General features: G+C 59.0%; 23 protein-coding genes. 17 read left to right on the forward strand and 6 right to left on the reverse strand.

Annotation, left to right across the window (positions count from 1 at the left end):
• The first annotated feature begins 81 nt into the window (after positions 1-81).
• The 8 genes from mscK (at position 82) to yaaA (ending at position 10,892) form a co-directional block, all read left to right on the forward strand.
• On the forward strand, positions 82-3,498 hold the full coding sequence (mscK, locus tag V7747_RS16415; RefSeq protein ID WP_335617094.1) for a mechanosensitive channel MscK: 3,417 nt from the start codon (positions 82-84) through the stop codon (positions 3,496-3,498).
• An 89-nt stretch (positions 3,499-3,587) separates the two neighbouring features.
• On the forward strand, positions 3,588-4,154 hold the full coding sequence (gene efpL / locus V7747_RS16420; protein WP_335617095.1) for an elongation factor P-like protein EfpL: 567 nt from the start codon (positions 3,588-3,590) through the stop codon (positions 4,152-4,154).
• A gap of 262 nt (positions 4,155-4,416) precedes the next feature.
• Positions 4,417-5,559 carry a PepSY-associated TM helix domain-containing protein gene (locus V7747_RS16425; RefSeq protein WP_335617096.1) on the forward strand — a complete coding sequence of 381 codons (1,143 nt, stop codon included), beginning with the start codon at positions 4,417-4,419 and terminating at the stop codon, positions 5,557-5,559.
• Positions 5,556-5,738 (forward strand): hypothetical protein, encoded by a 183-nt coding sequence (locus V7747_RS16430; RefSeq protein WP_335617097.1) that lies wholly within the window; start codon positions 5,556-5,558, stop codon positions 5,736-5,738. The genes V7747_RS16425 and V7747_RS16430 overlap by 4 nt, the downstream gene beginning before the upstream one ends.
• A gap of 37 nt (positions 5,739-5,775) precedes the next feature.
• The gene (locus V7747_RS16435) at positions 5,776-6,438 is read left to right on the forward strand and encodes an alpha/beta hydrolase (protein ID WP_335617098.1); all 663 of its coding nucleotides are present in this window, start codon (positions 5,776-5,778) and stop codon (positions 6,436-6,438) included.
• Positions 6,439-6,556: 118 nt separating this feature from the next.
• The gene (gene rhlB, locus V7747_RS16440) at positions 6,557-8,107 is read left to right on the forward strand and encodes an ATP-dependent RNA helicase RhlB (RefSeq protein WP_335617099.1); all 1,551 of its coding nucleotides are present in this window, start codon (positions 6,557-6,559) and stop codon (positions 8,105-8,107) included.
• A 450-nt stretch (positions 8,108-8,557) separates the two neighbouring features.
• Positions 8,558-9,940, forward strand: a complete 1,383-nt coding sequence (locus tag V7747_RS16445; RefSeq protein ID WP_335617100.1) for a PhoH family protein — start codon at positions 8,558-8,560, stop codon at positions 9,938-9,940.
• A 175-nt stretch (positions 9,941-10,115) separates the two neighbouring features.
• A complete protein-coding gene (gene yaaA, locus V7747_RS16450) occupies positions 10,116-10,892 on the forward strand; it encodes a peroxide stress protein YaaA (RefSeq protein WP_335617101.1) in 777 nt (258 codons plus the stop codon).
• 15 nt (positions 10,893-10,907) lie between these two features.
• Here the strand turns inward: yaaA and V7747_RS16455 are convergent, their stop codons facing one another.
• Positions 10,908-11,819, reverse strand: coding sequence for an alpha/beta fold hydrolase (locus tag V7747_RS16455; protein ID WP_335617102.1), 912 nt, complete (start codon positions 11,817-11,819; stop codon positions 10,908-10,910).
• 3 nt (positions 11,820-11,822) lie between these two features.
• Positions 11,823-12,596 carry a class II aldolase/adducin family protein gene (locus V7747_RS16460; RefSeq protein ID WP_335617103.1) on the reverse strand — a complete coding sequence of 258 codons (774 nt, stop codon included), beginning with the start codon at positions 12,594-12,596 and terminating at the stop codon, positions 11,823-11,825.
• 163 nt (positions 12,597-12,759) lie between these two features.
• Here V7747_RS16460 and V7747_RS16465 point away from each other — a divergent pair, with 163 nt between their 5' ends.
• Complete coding sequence (locus V7747_RS16465) at positions 12,760-13,476, forward strand: Crp/Fnr family transcriptional regulator (protein ID WP_335617104.1); 717 nt, start codon at positions 12,760-12,762, stop codon at positions 13,474-13,476.
• Here the strand turns inward: V7747_RS16465 and V7747_RS16470 are convergent, their stop codons facing one another.
• Positions 13,477-13,929, reverse strand: coding sequence for a flavodoxin domain-containing protein (locus V7747_RS16470; RefSeq protein WP_335617105.1), 453 nt, complete (start codon positions 13,927-13,929; stop codon positions 13,477-13,479).
• Positions 13,930-14,060: 131 nt separating this feature from the next.
• Here V7747_RS16470 and V7747_RS16475 point away from each other — a divergent pair, with 131 nt between their 5' ends.
• The gene (locus tag V7747_RS16475; RefSeq protein ID WP_335617106.1) at positions 14,061-14,504 is read left to right on the forward strand and encodes a PAS domain-containing protein; all 444 of its coding nucleotides are present in this window, start codon (positions 14,061-14,063) and stop codon (positions 14,502-14,504) included.
• Between the two features lie 398 nt (positions 14,505-14,902).
• Here V7747_RS16475 and V7747_RS16480 read toward each other — a convergent pair whose 3' ends face one another.
• On the reverse strand, positions 14,903-15,847 hold the full coding sequence (locus V7747_RS16480) for a MerR family transcriptional regulator (RefSeq protein WP_335617107.1): 945 nt from the start codon (positions 15,845-15,847) through the stop codon (positions 14,903-14,905).
• Positions 15,848-16,063: 216 nt separating this feature from the next.
• Here V7747_RS16480 and folM point away from each other — a divergent pair, with 216 nt between their 5' ends.
• From folM to V7747_RS16515, 7 genes are all read left to right on the forward strand, one after another.
• Positions 16,064-16,765, forward strand: a complete 702-nt coding sequence (folM, locus tag V7747_RS16485) for a dihydromonapterin reductase (protein ID WP_335617108.1) — start codon at positions 16,064-16,066, stop codon at positions 16,763-16,765.
• A gap of 17 nt (positions 16,766-16,782) precedes the next feature.
• The gene (gene folE, locus V7747_RS16490; RefSeq protein WP_335617196.1) at positions 16,783-17,343 is read left to right on the forward strand and encodes a GTP cyclohydrolase I FolE; all 561 of its coding nucleotides are present in this window, start codon (positions 16,783-16,785) and stop codon (positions 17,341-17,343) included.
• Position 17,344: 1 nt separating this feature from the next.
• Complete coding sequence (gene folX, locus V7747_RS16495; protein ID WP_335617109.1) at positions 17,345-17,728, forward strand: dihydroneopterin triphosphate 2'-epimerase; 384 nt, start codon at positions 17,345-17,347, stop codon at positions 17,726-17,728.
• A gap of 102 nt (positions 17,729-17,830) precedes the next feature.
• Positions 17,831-18,133 (forward strand): DUF1244 domain-containing protein, encoded by a 303-nt coding sequence (locus tag V7747_RS16500; RefSeq protein WP_335617110.1) that lies wholly within the window; start codon positions 17,831-17,833, stop codon positions 18,131-18,133.
• On the forward strand, positions 18,130-18,465 hold the full coding sequence (locus V7747_RS16505; RefSeq protein WP_335617111.1) for a HopJ type III effector protein: 336 nt from the start codon (positions 18,130-18,132) through the stop codon (positions 18,463-18,465). The genes V7747_RS16500 and V7747_RS16505 overlap by 4 nt, the downstream gene beginning before the upstream one ends.
• 25 nt (positions 18,466-18,490) lie before the next feature.
• The gene (locus tag V7747_RS16510; RefSeq protein ID WP_335617112.1) at positions 18,491-18,985 is read left to right on the forward strand and encodes an RDD family protein; all 495 of its coding nucleotides are present in this window, start codon (positions 18,491-18,493) and stop codon (positions 18,983-18,985) included.
• Between the two features lie 43 nt (positions 18,986-19,028).
• Positions 19,029-19,310: a hypothetical protein gene (locus V7747_RS16515; protein WP_335617113.1), complete on the forward strand. Its 282-nt coding sequence runs from the start codon at positions 19,029-19,031 to the stop codon at positions 19,308-19,310.
• 121 nt (positions 19,311-19,431) lie between these two features.
• Here the strand turns inward: V7747_RS16515 and V7747_RS16520 are convergent, their stop codons facing one another.
• Positions 19,432-20,097, reverse strand: coding sequence for a response regulator transcription factor (locus V7747_RS16520; RefSeq protein WP_335617114.1), 666 nt, complete (start codon positions 20,095-20,097; stop codon positions 19,432-19,434).
• 4 nt (positions 20,098-20,101) lie between these two features.
• The gene (locus V7747_RS16525; protein ID WP_335617115.1) at positions 20,102-22,267 is read right to left on the reverse strand and encodes a hypothetical protein; all 2,166 of its coding nucleotides are present in this window, start codon (positions 22,265-22,267) and stop codon (positions 20,102-20,104) included.
• Positions 22,268-22,327 lie beyond the last annotated feature (60 nt).

The raw sequence follows: 22,327 nt of genomic DNA on the forward strand, positions 1-22,327 counted from the left end.
TTGCTGAAGCAGACCGGTCAGCTTCCCAAGCGCCAGCCTTGGGGCTACCCTTCAGATCAGAACTCTTCAGGATCACCTTTCATGTCGCGTTTTTTGTCATCGCTCCTTTTCTGCCTGTTTATCAGCACCAGCGCCTTGGCTCAGGAAGCGCCATCGACCGATGATCTCAACCAGCGCATAGACGCAACCAACACCAGTGTCGAGACCCTGAATAGCAGCTCCCTTGCTGAGCCGGACAAGCGCGAGCTGAATGAGCTGTATCAGAGCACGCTGAATTACCTGAAGCAGAGCATTCAGGCCAAGGATGAGCAGGACAAGCTGCAGGAAGAAATCGCCAGCGCACCGCGTGAAACGCAGAGCATCCGCGCGCAACACAATCAGCTGGCCAAACGCGACAGCTCAGGCTCTGCCCACAAGGACAGCCTGCAAAAGACTGACCTGCACCAGCTGGAGGCCAAGCTGGCCGAACAAGTGAACCAAATGTTCACCTGGCAGAACGAGCTGACCGCCGTCAACGGCGAGCTGATTGCTGCCCAGACACGGCCGGAACGCACACAGGCCAGCGTGTCCGACAACCAGAAGCGCGCACAAACGGTCGCAGAGCAGCTACGCACCCTGCAACGCCAGCCGCCGACCCAGCAAAGCCGTGCGCGTATCGACATGCTGCAGGCCGAGCGCGATTACCTGCAAATCACCAACGATCTGCTGCGCCAGAAGCTGTCGGGCAACAACGTGCTGCAGGATCTGGCGACCCAGAAGAAGAACCTGCTGAGTCTGCAGATTCGCCAGATTGAAGACGACATCAAAGTCCTGCAGGACGTCATCAATGAAAAACGCCGTAGCCAGTCGGAAAAGGCCGTCAGCGACGCCACCCTGCCGGAAGACGAATCGCAGAATCAGGTGTTGCAACAACAGAGCAGCATCAACCGCGAACTGAGCGAAGAGCTACTATCGGCAACCAGCCAGATTGGTGACCTGACGCGCCGCAACATCGAAACCAAACAGCAGACCGAGCACCTCAGCCAGGTGGACAAGGCACTGGAGCAGCAGATCGATGTTCTGGAAGGCAGCCTGCTGTTGTCGCGAATCTTGCACCAGCAAAAGAACGCGCTACCCAAGGTCAGCATCGACAGTCGCATTGCCGATCAAATCGCCGATCTGCGCCTGCGTCAGTTCGAGCTGACCCAATTGAGCAACGACCTGAGCAACCCCGACGCCTATCTGAACAACCTGTTGCTGCAAATACCCGTCCGCCAGCGCGACGCGTTGCGCCCAGGGCTGGAACAGATGGTCAATAGCCGAGTCACCCTGGTCGAGCAACTGAACAACAACATCAATACCTTGATCAATCTGGCAATCAGCCTGCAGATCAACCAGCGCCAACTGCAGCAGCTGAGTGATGACCTGAAACGTACCATCGACGACCAGCTGTTCTGGGTCGCCAGCAGTAAACCCCTGGACTTGAGCTGGGTAAGGGAGTTTCCTGCCCAAGCCAAGCGGCAGATCGGCAGCCTGCACCTGAAACAGGTGGCCGGCAACGTGCTCAATACAGTGCAGATGCACTACCCATGGGGCATCCTCTTCGCGCTGTTCGTCGCGCTCTATCTGTGGCGCCAACCCAGCATGCGCCGCAAACTCAACACCCTGCACGATGAAGTGGGTCACTTTCGCCGCGACAGCCCCTGGCACACGCCACGGGCCCTGGGCCTGACCATTGCGTTGATCAGCCCCATCCCGCTGGCGTTACTGTTCCTCGGACTGATCATGCATCTGGGCAAGGAACCGGCGATGCCCGCATTGGGGCTGGCATTGCTCAAACTCAGTCTGGCCTGGTTCGTCCTGCACTTACTCTATCGTGTGCTGGATCCGCGCGGCATTGCCGCACGCCACTTCCACTGGGATGACAGCCTGGTGGAGCGTTTGCACAAGCTGGCCCGCCGACTGGCCTGGATAATGCTGCCGCTGGTGCTGGTGCTAGGCCTGCACGGCTCGCTGCCGGAGCAGTTGGGCGGCGACGCACTGGGGCGCGCCATAATGCTGCTGGGCATGGGATTGCTCGCAGGCTTGCTGGGCCGGATGATGTGGCGCAGTGAGCCACTCTATCATTCGCGAATACTGCACTTCAGTGCCACCGCCGTGCTGATTCTGGCGCCACTGGCGCTGGCTGGACTGACGGCCTGGGGCTATCACTACACTGCGGTCAAACTGGCCGAACGCTTTATCGACAGTCTTTACCTGATCGTGCTCTGGATGCTGCTGGAAGGCACCGTGGTGCGCAATCTGAACGTCGCTGGCCGCCGCCTGGCCTACCAGCGCGCCGTGGCCAAACGCCAGGCTGCCGAGGCACGTGAAGGGCAGGACAGTGAAATACCCTCGGTCGAAGTGCCGGAAATGAACATTCAGCAGATTAACCAGCAATCACTGCGGCTGGCCAAGCTGGCACTGGTCATTGCCTTCAGCATTGCGTTGTATTTCACCTGGGCGGATCTGATCAGCGCGGCCTCCTACCTCGAGTCGGTCACGCTCTGGCAGTACGAGGGCGATGGCCTGAGCACAGGCCAGTCCGTGCCGATCAGCGCCGGTGACATCCTCAGCGCGCTGGTGACTTTGATTCTGACGTTTACCTTGGCCCGCAACCTGCCAGGCCTGCTGGAAATACTGGTGCTCTCGCGCATGGAGCTGCGCCAGGGCACCAGCTATGCGGTGACCACTCTGCTGAGCTATGTGATCGTCGGTTTTGGTCTGGTCAGCTCACTTTCATCGCTGGGTGTCAGTTGGGACAAGTTGCAGTGGCTGGTCGCGGCATTGGGTGTTGGTCTCGGTTTTGGTCTGCAGGAAATCTTCGCCAACTTCATTTCCGGTCTGATCATCCTGTTTGAACGTCCGGTCCGTATTGGTGATGTGGTTACCATCGGCCCGCTGTCGGGCACCATCAATCGTATCCGCATTCGCGCCACCACCATCACCGATTTCGACAACAAGGAAATCATCGTTCCGAACAAGAACTTCGTGACCGAGCAGATCATCAACTGGTCGCTGCAGGACACTATAACGCGGGTGATCATCAAGGTCGGGGTGGCCTACGGCTCAGACGTGGCCAAGGTACGGCAACTGCTGAAAGAGATCGCGCAAAACAATCCGCGCGTGCTGAAGGACCCCGAGCCGTTGGTGTTTTTCCTCAATTTCAGCGACAGCACCCTGGAGCACGAACTGCGCATCCACGTAAAGGAATTGGCCGACCGCAACCAGGCAACCGACGAGATCAATCGCGAAATAGACCGGGTGTTCAAGGAGAATGGAATCGAAATCGCCTTCCGCCAGCTCGACGTCAACCTGCGCAGCAGCAAGGGGCTGGAAAAGCTGGTGCATAGCTATCGCGTGGGCGAGCCCAACCGCGAGCGAGCAGACGCCATCCCGGTTAAAACCGGTGACCCCGACCCGGAAACACCTGCCGAGCGCACTGACGATGAACCCGGTAGCGGCTCGCCACCGCTCTAGGCAAAGGCCTGCCCGCCGCACACTATTGCCGAGTGGCGGCGGGCGGGAGCAAAATACGCGCCTCGTTCAACCTCGTTGAGTCACCCGTCATGCCCAGAGCCGCCGAACTGAAAAAAGGCCAGATCGTCCAGATCAACAACCAGCCCTATATCGTCAGCCAGATCGATGTAAAAAGCCCCTCCTCGCGCAGCGGCACAACGCTCTACAAGGTGCGCTTCAATCACGTGCAGACCAAGCAGAAGCTGGACCAGAGCCTCACTGGCGATGACATGCTGAGCCCTATCGATTTCCAGAAGCGCCAGGTCCAGTTCCTGTATCAGGATGCCGACGGCTACACCTTCATGGATAACGAAGACTTTGCCCAGTTCACCTTGAGTGCCGACCAGCTTGCCGAACAACTCGACTACCTGTTCGACGGTATTGAGGGAGTGTACGGCCTGCTGGTGGAAGGCAACCTCGTGGGAATCGAACTGCCCGCTGTGGTGGAAATGCCGATCGAGGAAACCCCGCCCGCCATCAAAGGCTCATCTGCCAGCGCGCGCACCAAGACTGCTCGCTTCGCTACCGGTTTGGAAATCCAGATCCCCGAGTACCTGGAAACCGGCGAAGTGGTGCGCATCAACACCGAGTCAGGCAAATTCATGTCTCGCGCTTGAGCAAACCCGCCCGGTTGGGGGTAAACAGCCGGGCGACGCAAGCTCCTTCTCCTTCTCCTTCTCCTTCTGCTGTCCCGCCACGCTGCCACACGTTGTATTCATGGCGACCATGCCGCAGAATACGACTCATTATCGTTATCATCTCCCCCGTTGCATTACGCCTCTTGGTAACGTCCACGGTCGCGTCGAACGAAGCGCAGCCAGCCTGCGAAGCCGCTGACAGCTGGCCCAGACCATGGAGCTTAAGGACAGGACTGCCACAATGAACGTCAAAGCCTGGTTTCTGGTTCATAAATGGACCAGTCTGATCTGCACACTGTTTCTGCTGATGCTCTGCCTTACCGGGCTACCGCTGATCTTTCATGAGGAAATTGATCATCTATTCGGCGATGAAGTGCAAGCCCCTGCGCTGCCCGCACACCTGCCAGACGCCAGCCTCGACGAGCTGGTAAGCGCCGCTCACGCCCATCGCCCGGACGAGGTTATCCGCTTCATGTTCTGGGATGAGCATCACCCGCACCTGGCGTTTGTCAGTATGGCCAGCAGCATGGATGCGCCCGGCGATGAGAACCACTCGCTGGTCATCGATACCCGCACTGCCGCCATACTCGATGAGCCTGAGCCCGACCGCGGCTTCATGTATGTGATGTTCAAGCTGCACGTGGACCTGTTCGCCGGGTTACCCGGCATGCTGTTTCTCGGACTTATGGGACTGCTGTTCGTGGTCGCCATCGTCTCCGGCGTGGTGCTTTATGCGCCTTTCATGCGCAAGCTGGACTTCGGCACTGTGCGCCGCCAACGCAGCCCACGGCTGAAGTGGCTGGACCTGCACAACCTGCTGGGCGTCGTAACGCTGCTCTGGGCATTGGTGGTCGGCCTGACGGGCAGCATCAATACGCTCAGCCCCATCGTCGTCGGGCTCTGGCAACAGGATCAGTTGGCAAGCATGACCGCAGCCTACGCAGAGGTGCCATTACCCGAGCAATTAAGTTCGTTGCAGCGCGCCGTGGATAGCGCGGACGCCGCAGTAGACAATATGCACATAAGCTTCATCGCCTGGCCGGGCACCCAGTTCTCCAGCCAACACCACTACGGCGTCTTCTACCGCGGCGATCAGCCGCTGACCTCGCGTCTGCTGCAACCGGTACTGGTTGACGCGCAGTCCAACCAACGGCTCGAACCACAGCCGCTCCCCTGGTATGCCCAGGCCTTGCTGCTGTCACAGCCGCTGCACTTCGGCGATTACGGCGGCCTGCCGTTGAAGATTATCTGGGCCATGCTCGACCTTGCCACCATAGTCGTACTCGGCTCCGGGATTTACCTGTGGCTGGGACGGCGCACCACCACCGCGCGCCGCTTAGCAGAAGTAAAGAGCGGCGGCCTGAGCGAGGAGGCCAACGCATGAGTAGTGCGCGCAAAGGTCTCTGGCATATTTTTCGAGCACCTCTGTTACTGGCTCTGTTGAGCAGTATAGGCCTGCTCGCCGCGCTGATCGGCGACGGCATTTACGACCTGCTGTCGTGGCTAGCACTTGGCTGCATCCCAGCGGTTATCGCTTGGTATTGGGCGAAAGCAAACGTATAAAGAGCAGCGTCTTTTTCGTTTTCTCAAGGAGTACCGCATGTCGCAACAGCCGCACATCATCGAACCCGCAGTACCGGCCACCAGCTGCGTGATCTGGCTGCACGGCCTGGGCGCAGACTGCTTCGATTTTGTCCCTGTAGTCGAGGCGCTGGGTCTGCCGCAAAACCATGGCATACGCTTTGTCTTTCCACAGGCGCCCACACGCCCGGTCACCATCAACGGCGGCTTCCCGATGCCCTGCTGGTACGACATCCTCGGCATGTCGCCGGCCCGCGCCATCAATCAGGCACACATGGACGAAGCTGTCGCCATGCTCAAGGGGTTGATTGCCGACCAGCAGGCCAAAGGCATTTTGCCCAAGCAAGTGATTTTGGCGGGCTTTTCCCAGGGCGGCGCCGTGGTGATCACTACCGCCGTGCTCAGCGGCTTGCCGCTGGCCGGCGTGATGGCGCTGTCGACTTACGGCCCCGACCTCGACGAGCTGCTGAAAAACGCGCCACAAGGCGCTGGGCTACCGGTGTTCTGTGCCCACGGACGTGGCGACGAAGTACTACCCTTGAGCATGGGCCGCGAGGCACACGACCTGCTGCAGGCCGCCGGCCACAGCACCGAATGGCATGAATACCCCATGGCGCACGAAGTCTGCCCACAGGAAATCGCTGACATTCGCCGTTGGTTGATGGCCCGACTGGGACTATAAGGCCACCGGCAGCGCATGCCGCAACTGATCAAAAAACAACCGCTACAAGGCTTCGCTAACGCGCGGCCTTGCTTTACACTGGCGCATCATTTTTTGTTCACATAACCGAGAGACGCCTGTGCTCAAAGCACTGAAGAAGCTGTTAAACAAGCCAGAAGAGCAAGCCGCACCCACTGCCGCACCGCAACCGGAACAGCAAACACGGCCCCCCAAGCAGGCTGACCAGCGCCCCGCCAGAACTCAGGATGCCCCCCGAGCGCCCAGCGCTGACGCCGCGCCAGAAGCCCCCAAGAAGCCACGCGCTCCACGCCAGAAAACAGCACCGGCAGCGCCTACAAAACCCTGGAGCCTGGCCGACTTCGCGGTTGAACCCGCCGAAGGCAAAACCCGATTTCATGACTTCCCGCTACCTGACTCGCTAATGCGCGCCATTCAGGATCAGGGCTTCAGCTACTGCACACCGATCCAGGCCGCCGTCCTCGGTAATACCCTCAAGGGCCACGACGCCATTGGCCGCGCCCAGACCGGCACCGGCAAAACTGCCGCCTTCCTGCTCTCCACCATTACCCAACTGCTGGAAACGCCGCCGCCGGATGAGCGCTACATGGGCGAACCGCGGGCGCTGATCATTGCGCCAACCCGCGAACTGGTGATGCAAATCGCCAGCGATGCCGAGGGCCTGACCAAGCATTGTCCGCTGAACGTCATGGCCTTTGTCGGCGGCATGGATTACGACAAGCAGCTCAAGCAGCTGGAACGCAACTACTGCGACATTCTGGTCGCCACGCCGGGCCGCCTGCTGGACTTCTGCAACCGCGGTGAAGTGCACCTGGATCTGATCGAAGTGCTGATTCTTGATGAAGCCGACCGCATGCTGGATATGGGCTTCATCCCGCAGGTTCGCCAGATTATCCGCCAGACCCCGCGCAAGGGCGACCGCCAAACCCTGCTGTTCTCTGCCACCTTCAGCGACGACGTGATGAACCTGTCGCAGCAGTGGACGGTGGAACCGGCCATCGTCGAAATCGAGCCCGAGCGGCCGGCCTCCGAGAACGTAACCCAGAAGGTCTACGCAGTCAGCGGCAAGGACAAGTACAAGGTGCTGTATAACCTGGTAACCCAGCTGGAGCTTGAGCGCGTCATGGTCTTTGCCAACCGCAAGGACGAGGTGCGCCGTGTGCAGGAACGCCTGGTACGCGACGGCATCAATGCCGCACAGCTGTCGGGCGATGTGCCGCAGCAGAAGCGCGTGCGCACGCTGGACAACTTCAAGAGCGGCAAGCTGCGGGTTCTGGTGGCCACCGATGTTGCCGGGCGCGGCATTCATATCGACGGCATCAGCCACGTGATCAACTACACCCTGCCCGAAGATCCTGAAGACTACGTACACCGCATTGGGCGTACGGGCCGCGCCGGCGCCAAGGGAACCTCGATCAGCCTGGCCGGCGAAGACGACGCCTTCCAGATTCCGCCGATTGAAGAACTGCTTGGCGGCAAGCTGGAATGCATTCCACCGGAAGAACAGTTCCTCAAGGCGATCCCTCAACGTCACCAGACCGCAGACGAAAAAGCCGCCAGCGATGCCAATGAGGCAGAACAGGCGGCCGCTGCGGCCGCCAGCCGCAAGCGCGCCTCCGGACGTCGAGATCGTCCGCAGGGTCGCCGCTAGTCTCCCGGTAACAGGGCTGCTATCCGGCAGCCCTGTTACACTACCCAGCTTCCTCGCAACTACCACCCAGGCCGGCTGCGGCTTAACCAAGCTAAAGGGAACGGCACATCGCCAGCCTGTCGGCCATCGGAAAAATGCTTAGGGAGAGCGCGGAAAAAGTGGTTTTTGGCGGGATAAATCGACGGTGTTCAACACACCGGGCCAATGACTATAACGCGCTTTTTCCAGCCCTGCCCAGCCCCATTCGTCTATTTCGAACTTTTTTGAAATTATGCCTTTTGCATGCTTGTGAAGGTCATCTTCTTTGCGTTATATCTCGCTCAACCGGCCCACGCCAGCAGGTGATCCCTTGATACCCGCTGGCTTGCGAGCTGGCCCTGTGGACTGCCAGGCGCAGCTCAGGCGCCTGATACAGACCAAGTGTCACCGGCCCTTGCGAGGTAATAGCATATGGAAGCGTGCGGACCTACCGAACACACCTTCTACGTCCTCGATACCAACGTCCTGATTCACGATCCCAACGCCCTGCTCAATTTCGAAGAACACCACGTGGTCATCCCCATGACCGTTCTGGAGGAACTCGACAAACTCAAATCCGGCAAGACCAGTATCGCCGCCGACTGCCGCCAGGCCATCAGACTGATCGACAAGACTCTCGGCGTCGCCCCGCCAGACCAGGTAGAGGAAGGCGTTCCAATCGAGCGCGGCAAGCTAGGGCCCAACGGTACGCTGGCCATCCTCATGGAAAGGACCCTGATTCCGGCCCACTGCCTGCCCAACGACCTCAACGACAACAAGATCATCAACCAGCTGTGTCATCTGCAGACCCTGCATCCCGACGGCCGCATCGTGCTGGTGTCCAAAGACATCAACATGCGTCTCAAGGCGCGCGGCTGCGGCATTGATGCCGAGGATTACCACACCGACCAATTGCTGGATGACATTGACCTGCTGGCCCGCGGTTATCACCAGGTACCCGGCTCATTCTGGGATAGCGTAAACAAGGTGGAAACCCGACAGCTGACCGGCCAGACACTGCACAACGTGCAGCTGACCGACAACCTGCCGGCGCTGCACCTGAATGACTTCATCATTGATGAACAGGGCTTTATCGGTTGGGTCAAGGCCATCGATGGCGACCGGCTGACCATCCGCGATTTGCACCAGGAGCCACTGTTGCATCAGGAGTGCTGGGGGCTGCGACCGCGTGACATCTTCCAGGCACTGGCGATGTTCGCGTTACTCGACCCGGATATCCACCTGGTCAACCTCACCGGCGCCGCCGGTTCGGGCAAGACCATACTCGCGCTGGCAGCCGCCATCGAGCAGACCATGGTCACCAAGACCTACCGCCGCATCATCGCCACCCGCAGCACCCAGGGACTGGACGAAGACATCGGCTTTTTACCGGGCACTGAGAAGGAGAAGATGGAACCCTGGCTTGGCGCAATCACCGACAACCTTGAAGCCCTGCACATGGATGACGAGAGCACCCACGGCAGCGTGGAATACATCCTCGACCGCGTGCCCTTGCAGTTCAAATCGCTGAACTACATTCGCGGCCGCAGCTTCCAGCAGAGCTTTATTCTGATCGATGAAAGCCAGAACCTGACGCCGCACCAGATCAAGACCATCATCACCCGCGCCGGTACCGGCTCGAAGGTCGTCTGCCTCGGCAACCTGGCGCAGATCGATACCCCTAACCTGAACGCCACCAGTTCCGGCCTGACCTACCTCACCGAATGCTTCAAAGACTTTCCTCACGGCGTACATATCCATCTGCAGGGCGTACCTCGCTCCGCCTTGGCTGAATACGCAGAAACACACCTCTGAACCAAAGCGCCGGCCACACGGCCGGCGCTTTTCCATTAGCAAGTTACCCCTGCGGCCACGCCAACCTTCAGCCGACTTCCAGCCAAGCAATAGCGCTGCTCTATCATCCCTATTTCCCGCACAGGCTTCGCTTTCCGGCATAATGCCGGCAACGTTTTAACAGGAGCCAGCATCCATGCTGATGGTCATATCCCCCGCCAAGACCCTCGACTACGACACACCACCTATCACCGAACAATCTACCCAGCCGCGCTTTCTAGACCACAGCGCCGAGCTGATCGACGTGCTCAAGGAAAAGTCACCTCAGGATATCGCCAAGCTGATGTCGTTGTCGGACAAGCTGGCCAGCCTTAACGTAGCGCGCTACGGCAGCTGGGAGCGCAAAAGCACCCCGCAGAATGCCAAACAGGCACTGCTGGCGTTCAAGGGTGATGTATATACCGGGCTGAACGCCGAAGACTTCAGCAACGATGACCTCGCCTTTGCGCAACAGCACCTGCGCATGCTGTCCGGCCTGTATGGCCTGCTACGCCCGCTGGATCTGATGCAGCCTTACCGCCTGGAAATGGGCACCAAACTTGCCAACCCACGCGGCAAGGATCTGTACACCTTCTGGGGCGAGCGTATCAGTGAATGGCTGAACGAGGATCTTGCAGCCCAGGGCGATCAGGTGCTGCTCAACCTGGCATCGCAGGAGTACTTTGGGGCGGTCAAACCCAAGGCATTGCAGGCGCGGGTCATCGACACGGTATTCAAGGACTGCAAGAACGGGCAGCACAAGATCATCAGTTTCTATGCCAAAAAAGCGCGCGGCCTGATGGCCCGCTACGTCATCAAGGAGCGCCTGCAGGACCCTGAAGGCTTGAAGGATTTCAACTCGGACGGCTACTACTTTGATGCCAGCGCCAGCAGCGAGAATAAGCTGGTGTTTCTGCGCGACGAACAACACTGAAATAAAAACCCCGGCTCAGGCCGGGGTTTTTATTTCCGCATCGACTACAGCGGCATCGCAGGTTTGTCGAAACGCAAGGTAGTGAGCCAGCACCTGCTCGGGTGCTTCCACTTGTGGATAGTGCCCGATACCCTCGAGCAAAACGGTATCAGGATCAGCAATCAACTCGCGATAACGCTTGACCATGTGCGCACCTGACACGGGATCAACCGCACCATCAATAACCCGCATGGGCACCGCATTGCGCTGCATCGCAGCCAACCAGCGCTCACGCTGGACCCGGCGCTCGGCGATGTAATGGATCAGCCGGTGCATCACCCGCGGCCCCTGGTTGAACGCTAGCATGCGCCAGAACGCGTCCAACTCCTGCTCATCCGGCTTGGTCTCTGGACCGAAAACTTTGCCAAACGCCTGCGCCAGATGCTTGCGGCGGTACAGAAGCCCGAGAAAAAAACCCAGCGGGCTCATCAATAGCTTCTGCATGCGCACTGGATGGTGCGTTTCCGGGAACAGGCCGCCATTGAGAAAGCACACCGATTGCAATTTCTGCTGCGCGGCCAATTCGCGGGCCAACAACTCCTGGGCGACGCTGTCGCCGTAGTCGTGTGCCAACACGTGGTAATCGCCGACGCCTAAATGCTGCAATACGTCCTGTAGCAGGTCGGCCTGATCCAGCAAGCTGTAAGCGTAATAACGCGGCTTGTCGGAAAAGCCGAAGCCAAGCATATCAACCGCTATCACGCGGTAGCGCTCGGCCAGACTCTGCCACAGGTAATGCCAATCCCAAGAACCGGATGGAAAGCCATGAATCAACAGCAGCGGCTCGCCCTGTCCGGCGCACCAGTAACGTACCTTATGACCCCGATAAATCAGGCTGCGGCCCTGGCTGAACCAATCATCCAGGGCAATGCCAGCGAGCCCGTTCACCGGTCAAGCATCGTAGCCAGGGCTTACGCGCTGTACCTTGCGCAGCAGAGCCGGCCAGGCAATACCAGCGCCAGCGCCGTTGGTGGCTTTTTTCATACTCGCTTTGGCGCCATCGAGTACCGCTTGCGGAATCGGAATCAACTCCGCGTTCTGGGCCTGTGCGCGCACCTGGATTTCGCAGCAGCGTTGCAGGGTATACATGGTCAGGAAGGCGTCAGCCACGGACTTGCCGCAAACCAGCAGGCCATGGTTGCGCAGAATCAGATTGTTAGCGTGGCCCAGATCGGCCTGTAAGCGGGGTTTCTCTTCCTCGTTCAGCGCTACGCCTTCGTAGTCGTGATAGGCCAGGCTGCTCAGTACAAAGATAGACTGCTGGGAAATCGGCAGAATGCCCTCTTTCTGGGCTGATACAGCGATACCCGCGGCGGTGTGGGTATGCAGCACGCAGTTGGCATCGTGACGCACCTCGTGGATGGCGCTATGGATGGTGAAGCCAGCGGGGTTCACGTTGTAGGGCGACTCTACGACCTTGTTGCCCTGCAGGTCGATTTTGACCAGATTGGACGCGGTCACTTCGTCAAACATCAGGCCGTAGGGGTTGATCAGGAAGTGTTCGGTACCGGGAATCTTGGCCGAGATGTGGGTAAACACCAGGTCATCCCAGCCGTACATTGCAATCATGCGGTAACAGGCCGCCAGATCGACCCGGACCTGCCATTCTTCGGCACTGACCTGATCCTTGACGCTCTTGTCTACCAGTGAATGTACTGCGTTCATCGGGCAATCCTCTTTTGTTGGAATAATGTAAATGGCACCCTGTTGGGCCGCTGCCGGTACAGGACATCCCCCAGTGCTTGCGGCATACTGTGGGACGTTCGGTATGAGGAGAGTCTAGACGGTGACGGCAAAGCGGACTGTCAAACACTTTACAGTGTCAGCAATGCAGGACACTGCGCGCCTGGCCAAGCTGCTGCAGAAGAACCGCTGGTTCAGCGAACTGCCGCAGGATGCGCTCGACGAGATGCTGGCGCTGGCCCGTGTTCGCTCCCTGGATGACGGTGAATTTGTCTACGCCAAGGACGATCAACCCGACGGCCTGTATGGCGTCATCAGTGGTGCCGCGCGTATCAGCAATATTGGTCCGGATGGCCGGGAAGCGGTGCTGGCGGTACTCACTCCCGGCAGCTGGTTTGGCGAGATATCCCTGTTCGATGGCCTGCCGCGCTCGCACGACACCCTGGCCAGCGGCAATACCGAACTACTGATGATTCCTCGCGTGGGCTTTCAACAGATGCTTGAACGTCGCCCGGAGTTGTACCCCTTGTTCATGAAGTTGCTGTGCCGGCGCATTCGGATTTCCTTTGCCATGCTTGAGGATAGCGCCCTGTTGCCGCTCTCCTCGCGGCTGGCAAAACGCTTGCTGATGCACGCGCATAATTACGGACAGACCGATGACGAGGGCGGCAGGCCGTGCGTGCAGCTATCCCAGGAATCACTCGGCCTGATGCTCAATAGTTCGCGACAAAGCATCAATAAGCTGCTCAAGCGCCTGGAAAGCCTGGGGTGGCTGCAGATTCAGTACGGGCAGATATTGATCATCGATGAAGATCGCCTGACACAGCTGGCCAGCGGCGCTCCGCTGCCCGACATCAACTGATCACGCCTGTAGCGCGCCAACGAACTGCTGCAGCCAAGGCTCTGCATCGGTTTCCGGCGTGACCGTTTCGCTGGCATCCAGACGGAGCATCGGGATGGCTTCGCGGGCCTGCAATTCCAGCAGCAACTCACGAAACTCCTCGCCGGCCTGACAAAAGGTGTCGCCATAAGCCGCATCACCCAGCGCAATCACACCGAATGGCGTGGCGGTCAGCAACGGAAAGCGGTCACGCATTTCATGGAACAGCGGCACCAACGGTTCGGGCAGCTCGCCCATACCGGTCGTTGATGTGCATAACAGCAACGCCTCTGGCTGCAGCGCCAGCAAGGCATCCAAGTTGAACGTCCTGAGCCGACTGACCCTTAGCCCGGCTGATTCGCAGAAAGTCTGCGCCTCGTCCGCCACCAGGTCTGCAGTGCCAAATACGGTACCGCTGACAATCACCAGATGCATTACTCACCTCTTTTTACCGCCAAGATCGGCAGACCATTATGCCGCAAAGCCGCGCACTGGTCGCGGCGCAACTGGACAGCTCGATACACTCCTATAGAATGCCGAAAAACAACGAGGAGTCAGCGCACACCATGATCAATGCCAAACTACTGCAACTGGTGGTCAATGCTTCCAATGACGGTATCGTGGTTGCCGAACAGGAAGGCGATGACAATATCCTGATCTACGTGAACCCGGCATTCGAAGCGCTGACCGGTTACAGCGCGGACGAGATTCTCTACCAGGACTGCCGTTTTCTCCAAAAGGATGATGCCGACCAGGAAGGCTTGCAGATCATCCGCGACGGCATCAAAGCCGGCCGCCCTTGTCGTGCCACCATTCGCAACTACCGCAAGGATGGCAGCCTGTTCTGGAACGAGCTGTCTATCACGCCGGTTTTCAATGAAGCGGACAAGTTGACCTACTTCATTGGTATCCAAAAAGATGTCACCGCCGAGGTCGATGCGAAAGAGAAGGCCGCCGCACTGGAGAAAGAGCTGCGTGCGCTGCAATCACCGCCAAACGCGGGGCAGTAACGTCAGCGCTCGCTCCGATTGATATTGACTTGGATAAGAGCTTTCAGATCAATGCTATGGCTGGCCGTGCGCACGCGCAGATCGGAAAGGAAGTCCTCGCTTCTATTGGCCGCCAGATTCACCCCCCCGTTGCTGAATCGGCTGCTATTGCGCACCTCGAATGATCGCCACTTTGAGCAGCAGACCGTGCTGCAATAAAACCTTCAGCAGTGAGCTGTCTCGGCTTACTGAGAATGTCCTGATCACCCCGCCTCTTACCAACATCACGCAACATGCCGCGGAACGCTAGCAGCGCATTGTGCTTGCGCGCCAATCCCCCCACTGGAGGACTGGCGCCATGGCCAAGGCGCCGGCATTCAGCTACTCGGCGGTCTACTTGTCACGGTGCTTGATGCGCCTCAGCCGTCAAAGCGCCCGGCGAGCAATTGTCGGACACTGTCGGTCAGGCTGCGTTGCGCCAAGCCCAGGCAACTCACGTTAGCCCGATGCAACTCTTCGGCCTGCAGCTCACAACAGGCACCGACCACGGCAACGGGGCACTCAAGCTGGTGATTAAGCCGCGGAAGCTGGCGTGTCAGCAGTGTCGCCTCAATCGCTCTGTCGCTGAACAGCAGCAGAGCCTGGTGGTGGCCGCCCGCACACATCAGCAACAGATCTTCGGCGGCGGGCAGACAGGACAGATAAGCGATATTGACATCGGCTTCCACCAGAAACAGCGCAGCAAGCAATACTTCAACTTCATCTTCACGCGGTTGCAGGCTGACCAGCAGCACGCTGCTGCGGGCGGGTTGCAAAAAGGAGGTACGCTGGAGCAAACGAGCCCGCAGGAAACCATCCAGCAACGCCCAAGGAGCAAGCGAACCGCCCTGCTTGGCCTGCACCCGGTATTGCCGCCAGACCGGCAGCAGAATGTCGTTGCACAGGTGCGTCAGCGACCAGCGTGCAAATAGCTGACCGTAGACTCGCTCCAGCCCCAGCAGATCGGCACTATCGACTGCGCCCATCAGTTGCGCACGGGCGGCTTGCAGCGGGTCATCGGACTGAGTATCTGCCTGCTCTAGCGCCGCAACACTCGCCGCGGGTAGAGCCTGGCGATCGATAATGGAGGCAACCTTGCTGACCGGCACACCGCGCGCTATCCAGCTGACAATCGCTTTGACCCGCTCAATATCATGCATGGAGTAGAGCCGGTGACCACTTTCCGTACGCTGCGGTACGAGAAGACCATAGCGACGCTCCCAGGCACGCAGAGTGACAGAGTTCACGCCAGACAAGCGCGACACTTCACGTATGGGATACAGGGTTTCGGCGGCCAATGAAAGGCCAGGAGCGGGATTGGTCATGATAGGGTCATCGACAAGCCAAGGTATTGCCGCAGGTACGGGGTAGTTGTACGACCATTGTACATAATCTTCCCCCTCTTGCGGCGCCCGGCCTGGCCGACGGCCGCTCTGCGCGTGCTACCATAGGCAGCTGACACCTGCCTTGACTGATTTCGCCTGCTTTTTGCCACCCGCTCAATCAACTGCAGGCATAACCGTTATCGATTCAAGTGAGCCATGAGTAACCATCCAAGCATCCTTGTCACTGGCGGCGCTCAACGTATCGGCCTGCACTGCGCGCAGCGCCTGATCGAAGACGGCCATCATGTGATTATCAGCTGCCGCGCACTGGATGCCGAGCGCGCCGCAGCCATCCCCGCCGGAGCAGAGGTACTGCTCGCTGACTTCTCCACGACCGCCGGCATTCAGGGTTTGATAGACCAGTTGCATGAGCGCAACGTCAGCTTGCGCGCCATCATTCACAACGCTTCGGTATGGCTGGACGACCAGCAAGGCCCTGATGCGCTGCAACAGATGTTCATGGTGCACATGCAGGCGCCGTACATGATCAACAGCCAGTGTGCGGCGCTGTTTCGCGGCGAACAGGTGGGCGACATTATTCACCTGGGCGATGATGTTACTCGCAAGGGTAGCGCCAAACACATTGCCTACTGCGCGACCAAGGCCGGCCTTGAGGGCCTTTCGCGCTCCTTCGCCGCGCAACTGGCACCGCGAATCAAGGTCAACTGCATCAACCCTGCGCTGATCATGTTCAACGAAAGTGACGACGCGGCCTACCGCAGCAAGGCCCTGGCCAAGTCAGCCATGGGCCTGGAGCCAGGCCCCGAGGTGGTCTATCAGTCAATCCGCTTTCTGTTGGACAATCCTTACATTACCGGAAGCAGCCTGCCTCTGAACGGCGGCAGGCACCTCAAATGAGCCGACGAGACGACACCATGAGCCTGGAAAAACTGTCACAGAATTATCTCGAGATCCTGACCAACCTGGGTGAAAAACCCGAACGGGACGGGCTCAAGGGCACCCCGGAACGAGCCGCCAAAGCGATGCAGTTTCTCTGCCGCGGTTACGCCCAGTCACTGGAAGAGATCGTCAACGGCGCACTATTCGACTCCGACAACGATGAGATGGTGATCGTCAAGGACATCGAGCTGTACTCCCTGTGTGAGCATCACATGCTGCCGTTCATCGGCAAAGCACACGTGGCCTACATCCCCACCGGCAAGGTTATCGGCCTGTCCAAGGTGGCGCGGATCGTCGATATGTTTGCCCGTCGCCTGCAGATCCAGGAAAACCTCACCCGCCAGATTGCCGAAGCGTTGCAGCAAGTCACCAACGCCGCAGGCGTAGCGGTGGTGATTGAAGCCAAACACATGTGCATGATGATGCGCGGCGTGGAAAAGCAGAACTCATCAATGCATAGCTCGGTGATGCTGGGCGCCTTCCGCGACTCCTTCAACACGCGGCAGGAATTCCTGCAACTGATCGCCCGGAGCTGACATGAGTATGCTTTCACCCGGTCTGGCCCGTATCCGTATCAAGGACCTGCGTTTGCGCACCTACATCGGCATCAACGATGACGAGATTCGCAACCAGCAGGACATTCTCATCAACGCCACCATTCTCTACCCCGCCGCCGATGCCGTGGCGGTCAATGAGATAGACAAGGCGCTGAATTATCGCACCATCACCAAGGCGTTGATTGCGCACGTTGAAGGCAATCGCTTTGCACTGCTTGAGCGCCTGACCCAGGAGCTGCTCGACATCGTCATGCAGTATTCACAGGTGCACTACGCCGAGGTGGAAGTAGACAAGCCACACGCTCTGCGTTTTGCCGAATCGGTCTCCATCACACTCAGCGCAGAGCGACCACAGCGCCTTTGATTGACTTTGACTGATGGCGTTTTATGCTTGGCGAAAATGCCTTACCCGGCGCGCTACCAGCGCCCCAGGCAGCATCCAAAACCGCAGTAACGGGAGTTAGCAATGACCAAACAGGAACGCCTTGAACTGGAAGCCGCCGCCTTCCGCAATCTGGTCAGCCATCTGCGCAGCCGCAAGGATGTACAGAACATCGACCTGATGACCCTGGCCGGCTTCTGCCGCAACTGCCTGTCCAAGTGGTACAAGAGTGCTGCTGATGACATGGATATTGAACTGAGCATGGACGAGGCCCGCGAGGCCATTTATGGCATGCCCTACGCCGACTGGAAAGCCAAATACCAGACCGAGGCCAGCCCGGCCCAGCAAGCCGCCTTCGACAAGGGACAGAAACAGGACAAAGCATGACCCCAGAGCAATTCACCGCCCACTTGGGCAACCCGGAGCACACCTTCGCTGATACCCTGGCCTTTATCGAACAGCATTATCGTTACCAGCCCAGCGCCTTCAAAAACGGTGCAGTGCTTAATAGTGCCGAGCAGAACCAGGGCTCGTGCAAGGTACTGGCAATGGCGCAGGATCTGGACTTGAACACCCAGCAGACCCTGCACTGTTTCGCCGAGCATTACCAAGCGGTGCTGCAAAACCCCGATGGCAGCGACCATGCCAACATCCGCGCGCTGATGGAAAGCGGCCTCAGCGCAGTTTCCTTTGCCAGCCCACCCTTGACCCGACGCTGATCCCGCGCGCCAACCAGGAGTTCACATGGCAGTCAAACTGCTGAAACCAACCGGAGACTTTCCGGCTTGCGGCCTGATACGCAGATTGGCTGCTGCGGGCTACGACCTGTTGCTGTTGCTGGCCGTGCTGATGGTGGCGACCTTTGGCTATCTGGGTATCTATATTGGCCTCTACGGCGAAGCCGTAGCGCACCAGCAAGCCGAGGCTGGCAGCTTTGTCGGTGATCATGTGCTCAGCCTGATTGTGCTACTCGTCACCATCGCGTTCTATCTCACCTTTTGGACCATCAAGGGGCAAACGCTCGGCATGCAGGCCTGGCGCATACGCCTGCAGCAAGTCAGCGGCCAATCGATCACCCGCAAACAGGCGTTGATCCGGCTGCTGGTCAGCCAGGCATCCTGGCTCTGCGGTGGGCTGGGCTTCTTCTGGCAGCTGTGGGACAAGCAGTCACGCAGCTGGCATGACATCGCCTCGGGCACCCAAATCGTGGTATTGCCCAAAGGTGTCTTCAAGGACTGAGCACCGCCCGTCCGCCGTGGTACCCAATTCTGGGTAGTCATCGTTGCACTACCCAGAGAGGGGTACGCCCACCCTCAACAGCCAGTACGGCGCAGTCGAGATGCAAGCCAGCGGCGAAAGCCAGCAAATGGATATCGAGGTTTACACCACCGAGCTGACCTTTGACCAGGCTACCAAGGTGAGCTATTGCGAGAAGCATCGCCGCGAACTGGGCGTAAACCTCAGCAATTTGGACAGCAGCGTAGCGGTGCGGCACTTCGACAGCTGTACGGAAGGTGCCGATGACAACCCGCTGGTAAGCGAGCGTCTGATCATTCCGGGTTAAGACGCGCAGACATATGGCGGCTGTGACGCTGCTATGCTGGGCGTGATGGTCGGGGTCTGTAGCAACTGCGACCAGTAAGCTTACCGACAATATTCGAGGCGTGCCTGGCAGGCCGTCGATGCTAGTTGATCAGCCCCATGCGGATGGCTTCCTGCACCGCCTGCGCACGACTGCTGATGCCCAGCTTGGCGTAGATATTTTTGATGTGTTTGGCGGCGGTGTGATAGCTCACGCCCAGCATGTCGGCGGCTTCAGCGGTTTTGTAGCCATTGCCAATCACCAGCAGAAACTCCCGCTCGCGTTCGCTCAGGCCCGCATCATCCTCGTTGCACGCCGCCTCCGGCCGCCAGCGGTGCACGACAGAGCCGTCCTGCTGGAAATAGCTCAACATACGTTGCGCTATCTGTGGCGAGAGCGGCGGTACACCGCGAACCACTCCCTCAAGCGCCAATGCAATCTGGGTTTGACTATCGTCCTTAAGCAGATACCCCTTGGCACCCGCCTGCAATGCCGGAAACAGGTGCATATCGTCATCGTACATGGTGGCAACCACCAGAAAGGTATCGGGATAGCGTTGCGCGCACTCGCGGATAAAATCAATTCCAGAGCCATCCGGCAACTGCAGGTCCACCAGGCAGAGGTCTGGTGGACCAAGATCCAATGCCGTCAGCGCGTGCCCCACACGTTCGTAGAGGGTCAGTCGGGCCTGGGGCCACGCCATTAGCACAGCCTCCGACAGCCAGACTTGCGCGTCTTTCAGATCCTCCAGAATCAGGACGTTATTCATTACGTCAATTCGCCTTTACCGGTATTTCACAGCGCATTGCCAGGCCGCCATCCAGAGGAGTCCACCAACAGACCTCTCCACCCAGCTCCCGACAGCGCTCCTGGATGCCCAATACGCCAAGCCCTGCGGCTTGCCCTGCAGCAGACGCCAGCATCCCGGCGCCATTATCTTGATATCGCAGTACCAGCAGATTGTGCTCTACCTTGAACTCGACGGCAATCACATCGGCCCGCGCGTGTTTGAAGGTATTGGTCAAACATTCGCGCAAAATACGCGACAGGTTGCGCTCCTGGCGAGGACTCAGCCGTTCGTCGGCCAGCGCCTCTTCCAACCGCATATCAAGGCTCAGACCAAACAGGCGGCAGCGCTCACGCGCCTCTGACTGCCACCTCGAAAAGCTCTGCCGGACCAGTACCACGTCCTTCTGCAGGCCCTGGATAACCTCGCGCAACTCGCGCAGGCAATCACGCGCCAGGCCTTGCAGCTCTTCGTCGCTCCGCGCGCGGTAGACCACGGAGAGCAGCCGTGCGCCAACATCATCGTGCAAATCACGGGCTACCCGCTTGCGCTCACTGATTACGCCACTCTGATAAGACTGATGATACTCACGGGCATACAGAAACAGCGCCAGCGCTTGCCCGCAGAAATCGGCGTCCTGGCGATCAAACAGACGCGCGCCCCCACCGGCATAGCTCAACAAGAACCCCTGCCCTGGTTGCATCCCGGGCACCGCCAGGCGCAGACCGTTTTCGCGCAGCGTCGGGACATCCAGCGGCTCAGGTAACGGCGCGATGGTCAGCGGGTTGAACACCGCCTGCAAAGCGCGACTCCATTGATCATCCACTGAACGCTCATGCCGGAAAGCCTGCTGCAGAATGTCCGGCAGGCGCTTGTGCAGCACGCCACGACCGTCTTTGGGCATCAGCCAGGTGAGAAAGGCCTGCCGGATCGGCAGATAGGCCCACCCCACTACCGCCAGCGACACCAGTAAGCCCATGCTGGTTTCCAGGTTCAAGGTCATCACCAGCATCGCATCAATGACGATGAAGAGCACACCAAAGGCAAACCAGAACCACACCAGCAAAATCCAGCGATCCAGATCGAACAGGCGGTATCGGACGATGCCCAGCGCTATACCAAGGTAGGAGATAACAAAAAAACACCAGGCATATTTTTGCTGCGCTATTGCTCCCAGGCCCATTACCTGCGGCGTCACCACCATACCCAGGTAGCCAAAGGCACCGGCAAACCAGGCAAAGATCAGCCACTTCAGCCGTGCACGTTCCACCGGCTCACGCCGGGTACAACGCCACTGCTGAATGGCAAAGGCAATATCCACCGCAAACCACGCCAGCAAGGGATAACGCGCGGCCGCATCCAGGCTGGGGATCAGTTGCAACCAATTGACCGTCAGCGTCAGTGCAACAATCACCAGCATCACCCGCGCGAGCGGGAAACGCCCAAGTTGAGTGGGGTAATACCAGAACAATGCGGTACCAGTACCGGCAAACAGCATGGCGCCAAACTGATTGATCCGAGACAAGGTGAGAAACCACTCCGGCGGCAAGCTGAGTTCGCGGGTGGTATAGATAGCACTGGCGACGATGGCAATGGCGATGGCCAGACCGGCGAGCGCGTAGAGCCTGGGGCCGCGCTCGCTTTGCACAAAAGCCCAGGCGGAAACCCCCATCAACAGAATCGCCAGACCACAGCCAACCTGGTACCAGAACAGCCAGGGCAAATGGTTGATACCGCGCAGTGCCAGCGGCTGCAGCCGCATCCATGACGGGGCAGCGCCGCCTGCACTCAACACCTGCAGCTCCAGTTGCTCGCCACTCAGGATTGCCCATATCTGTCGATGGCGCTCAAAAAAACGGTTGTAGGTAACAAAGAGCGCCGCATCATCCGGTTCTGCTACCGCATCCCAGGGCTCCAGCTGCAGCGAGCCGACGCTACTGCGCAATGCCAACACCTCGTCCCCCGCGCGCAGCAACTGCGCCGCTGGGCCATCTGTCGCGACCTCCGAGACCCGCACACCCTGCTTACCCTGCTCAACGGAAAAACCCAGCCGTAAGGGGCTGGAGGCAATATACACGGAGGTAAAGAACAGCAGCATGGCGATCGCCAGGCCGGCCGAGAGCACACGTGAAGGTGGTATTTCCTTGAGCATCGTAGGCGGTTCTTTTTATCAAAATCGCTATTTTTATCGCCCGTCGCCGCAGGGCCGATC

Origin of the sequence: Halopseudomonas sp. (assembly GCF_036960865.1) — a bacterium.
Taxonomy (GTDB): domain Bacteria; phylum Pseudomonadota; class Gammaproteobacteria; order Pseudomonadales; family Pseudomonadaceae; genus Halopseudomonas.

What these genes read in the sequence shown, in the direction of transcription:
- V7747_RS16465 (WP_335617104.1), top strand. Translation starts at nt 12,760, where the DNA reads ATGCAGGACACTGCGCGCCTGGCCAAGCTGCTGCAGAAGAACCGCTGG.
- mscK (WP_335617094.1), top strand. Translation starts at nt 82, where the DNA reads ATGTCGCGTTTTTTGTCATCGCTCCTTTTCTGCCTGTTTATCAGCACC.
- V7747_RS16510 (WP_335617112.1), top strand. Translation starts at nt 18,491, where the DNA reads ATGGCAGTCAAACTGCTGAAACCAACCGGAGACTTTCCGGCTTGCGGC.
- folM (WP_335617108.1), top strand. Translation starts at nt 16,064, where the DNA reads ATGAGTAACCATCCAAGCATCCTTGTCACTGGCGGCGCTCAACGTATC.
- V7747_RS16505 (WP_335617111.1), top strand. Translation starts at nt 18,130, where the DNA reads ATGACCCCAGAGCAATTCACCGCCCACTTGGGCAACCCGGAGCACACC.
- folX (WP_335617109.1), top strand. Translation starts at nt 17,345, where the DNA reads ATGAGTATGCTTTCACCCGGTCTGGCCCGTATCCGTATCAAGGACCTG.
- V7747_RS16475 (WP_335617106.1), top strand. Translation starts at nt 14,061, where the DNA reads ATGATCAATGCCAAACTACTGCAACTGGTGGTCAATGCTTCCAATGAC.
- yaaA (WP_335617101.1), top strand. Translation starts at nt 10,116, where the DNA reads ATGCTGATGGTCATATCCCCCGCCAAGACCCTCGACTACGACACACCA.
- V7747_RS16520 (WP_335617114.1), bottom strand. Translation starts at nt 20,097, where the DNA reads ATGAATAACGTCCTGATTCTGGAGGATCTGAAAGACGCGCAAGTCTGG.
- V7747_RS16480 (WP_335617107.1), bottom strand. Translation starts at nt 15,847, where the DNA reads ATGACCAATCCCGCTCCTGGCCTTTCATTGGCCGCCGAAACCCTGTAT.
- V7747_RS16525 (WP_335617115.1), bottom strand. Translation starts at nt 22,267, where the DNA reads ATGCTCAAGGAAATACCACCTTCACGTGTGCTCTCGGCCGGCCTGGCG.
- V7747_RS16435 (WP_335617098.1), top strand. Translation starts at nt 5,776, where the DNA reads ATGTCGCAACAGCCGCACATCATCGAACCCGCAGTACCGGCCACCAGC.
- V7747_RS16425 (WP_335617096.1), top strand. Translation starts at nt 4,417, where the DNA reads ATGAACGTCAAAGCCTGGTTTCTGGTTCATAAATGGACCAGTCTGATC.
- V7747_RS16460 (WP_335617103.1), bottom strand. Translation starts at nt 12,596, where the DNA reads ATGAACGCAGTACATTCACTGGTAGACAAGAGCGTCAAGGATCAGGTC.
- V7747_RS16500 (WP_335617110.1), top strand. Translation starts at nt 17,831, where the DNA reads ATGACCAAACAGGAACGCCTTGAACTGGAAGCCGCCGCCTTCCGCAAT.
- V7747_RS16430 (WP_335617097.1), top strand. Translation starts at nt 5,556, where the DNA reads ATGAGTAGTGCGCGCAAAGGTCTCTGGCATATTTTTCGAGCACCTCTG.
- V7747_RS16445 (WP_335617100.1), top strand. Translation starts at nt 8,558, where the DNA reads ATGGAAGCGTGCGGACCTACCGAACACACCTTCTACGTCCTCGATACC.
- V7747_RS16470 (WP_335617105.1), bottom strand. Translation starts at nt 13,929, where the DNA reads ATGCATCTGGTGATTGTCAGCGGTACCGTATTTGGCACTGCAGACCTG.
- efpL (WP_335617095.1), top strand. Translation starts at nt 3,588, where the DNA reads ATGCCCAGAGCCGCCGAACTGAAAAAAGGCCAGATCGTCCAGATCAAC.
- folE (WP_335617196.1), top strand. Translation starts at nt 16,783, where the DNA reads ATGAGCCTGGAAAAACTGTCACAGAATTATCTCGAGATCCTGACCAAC.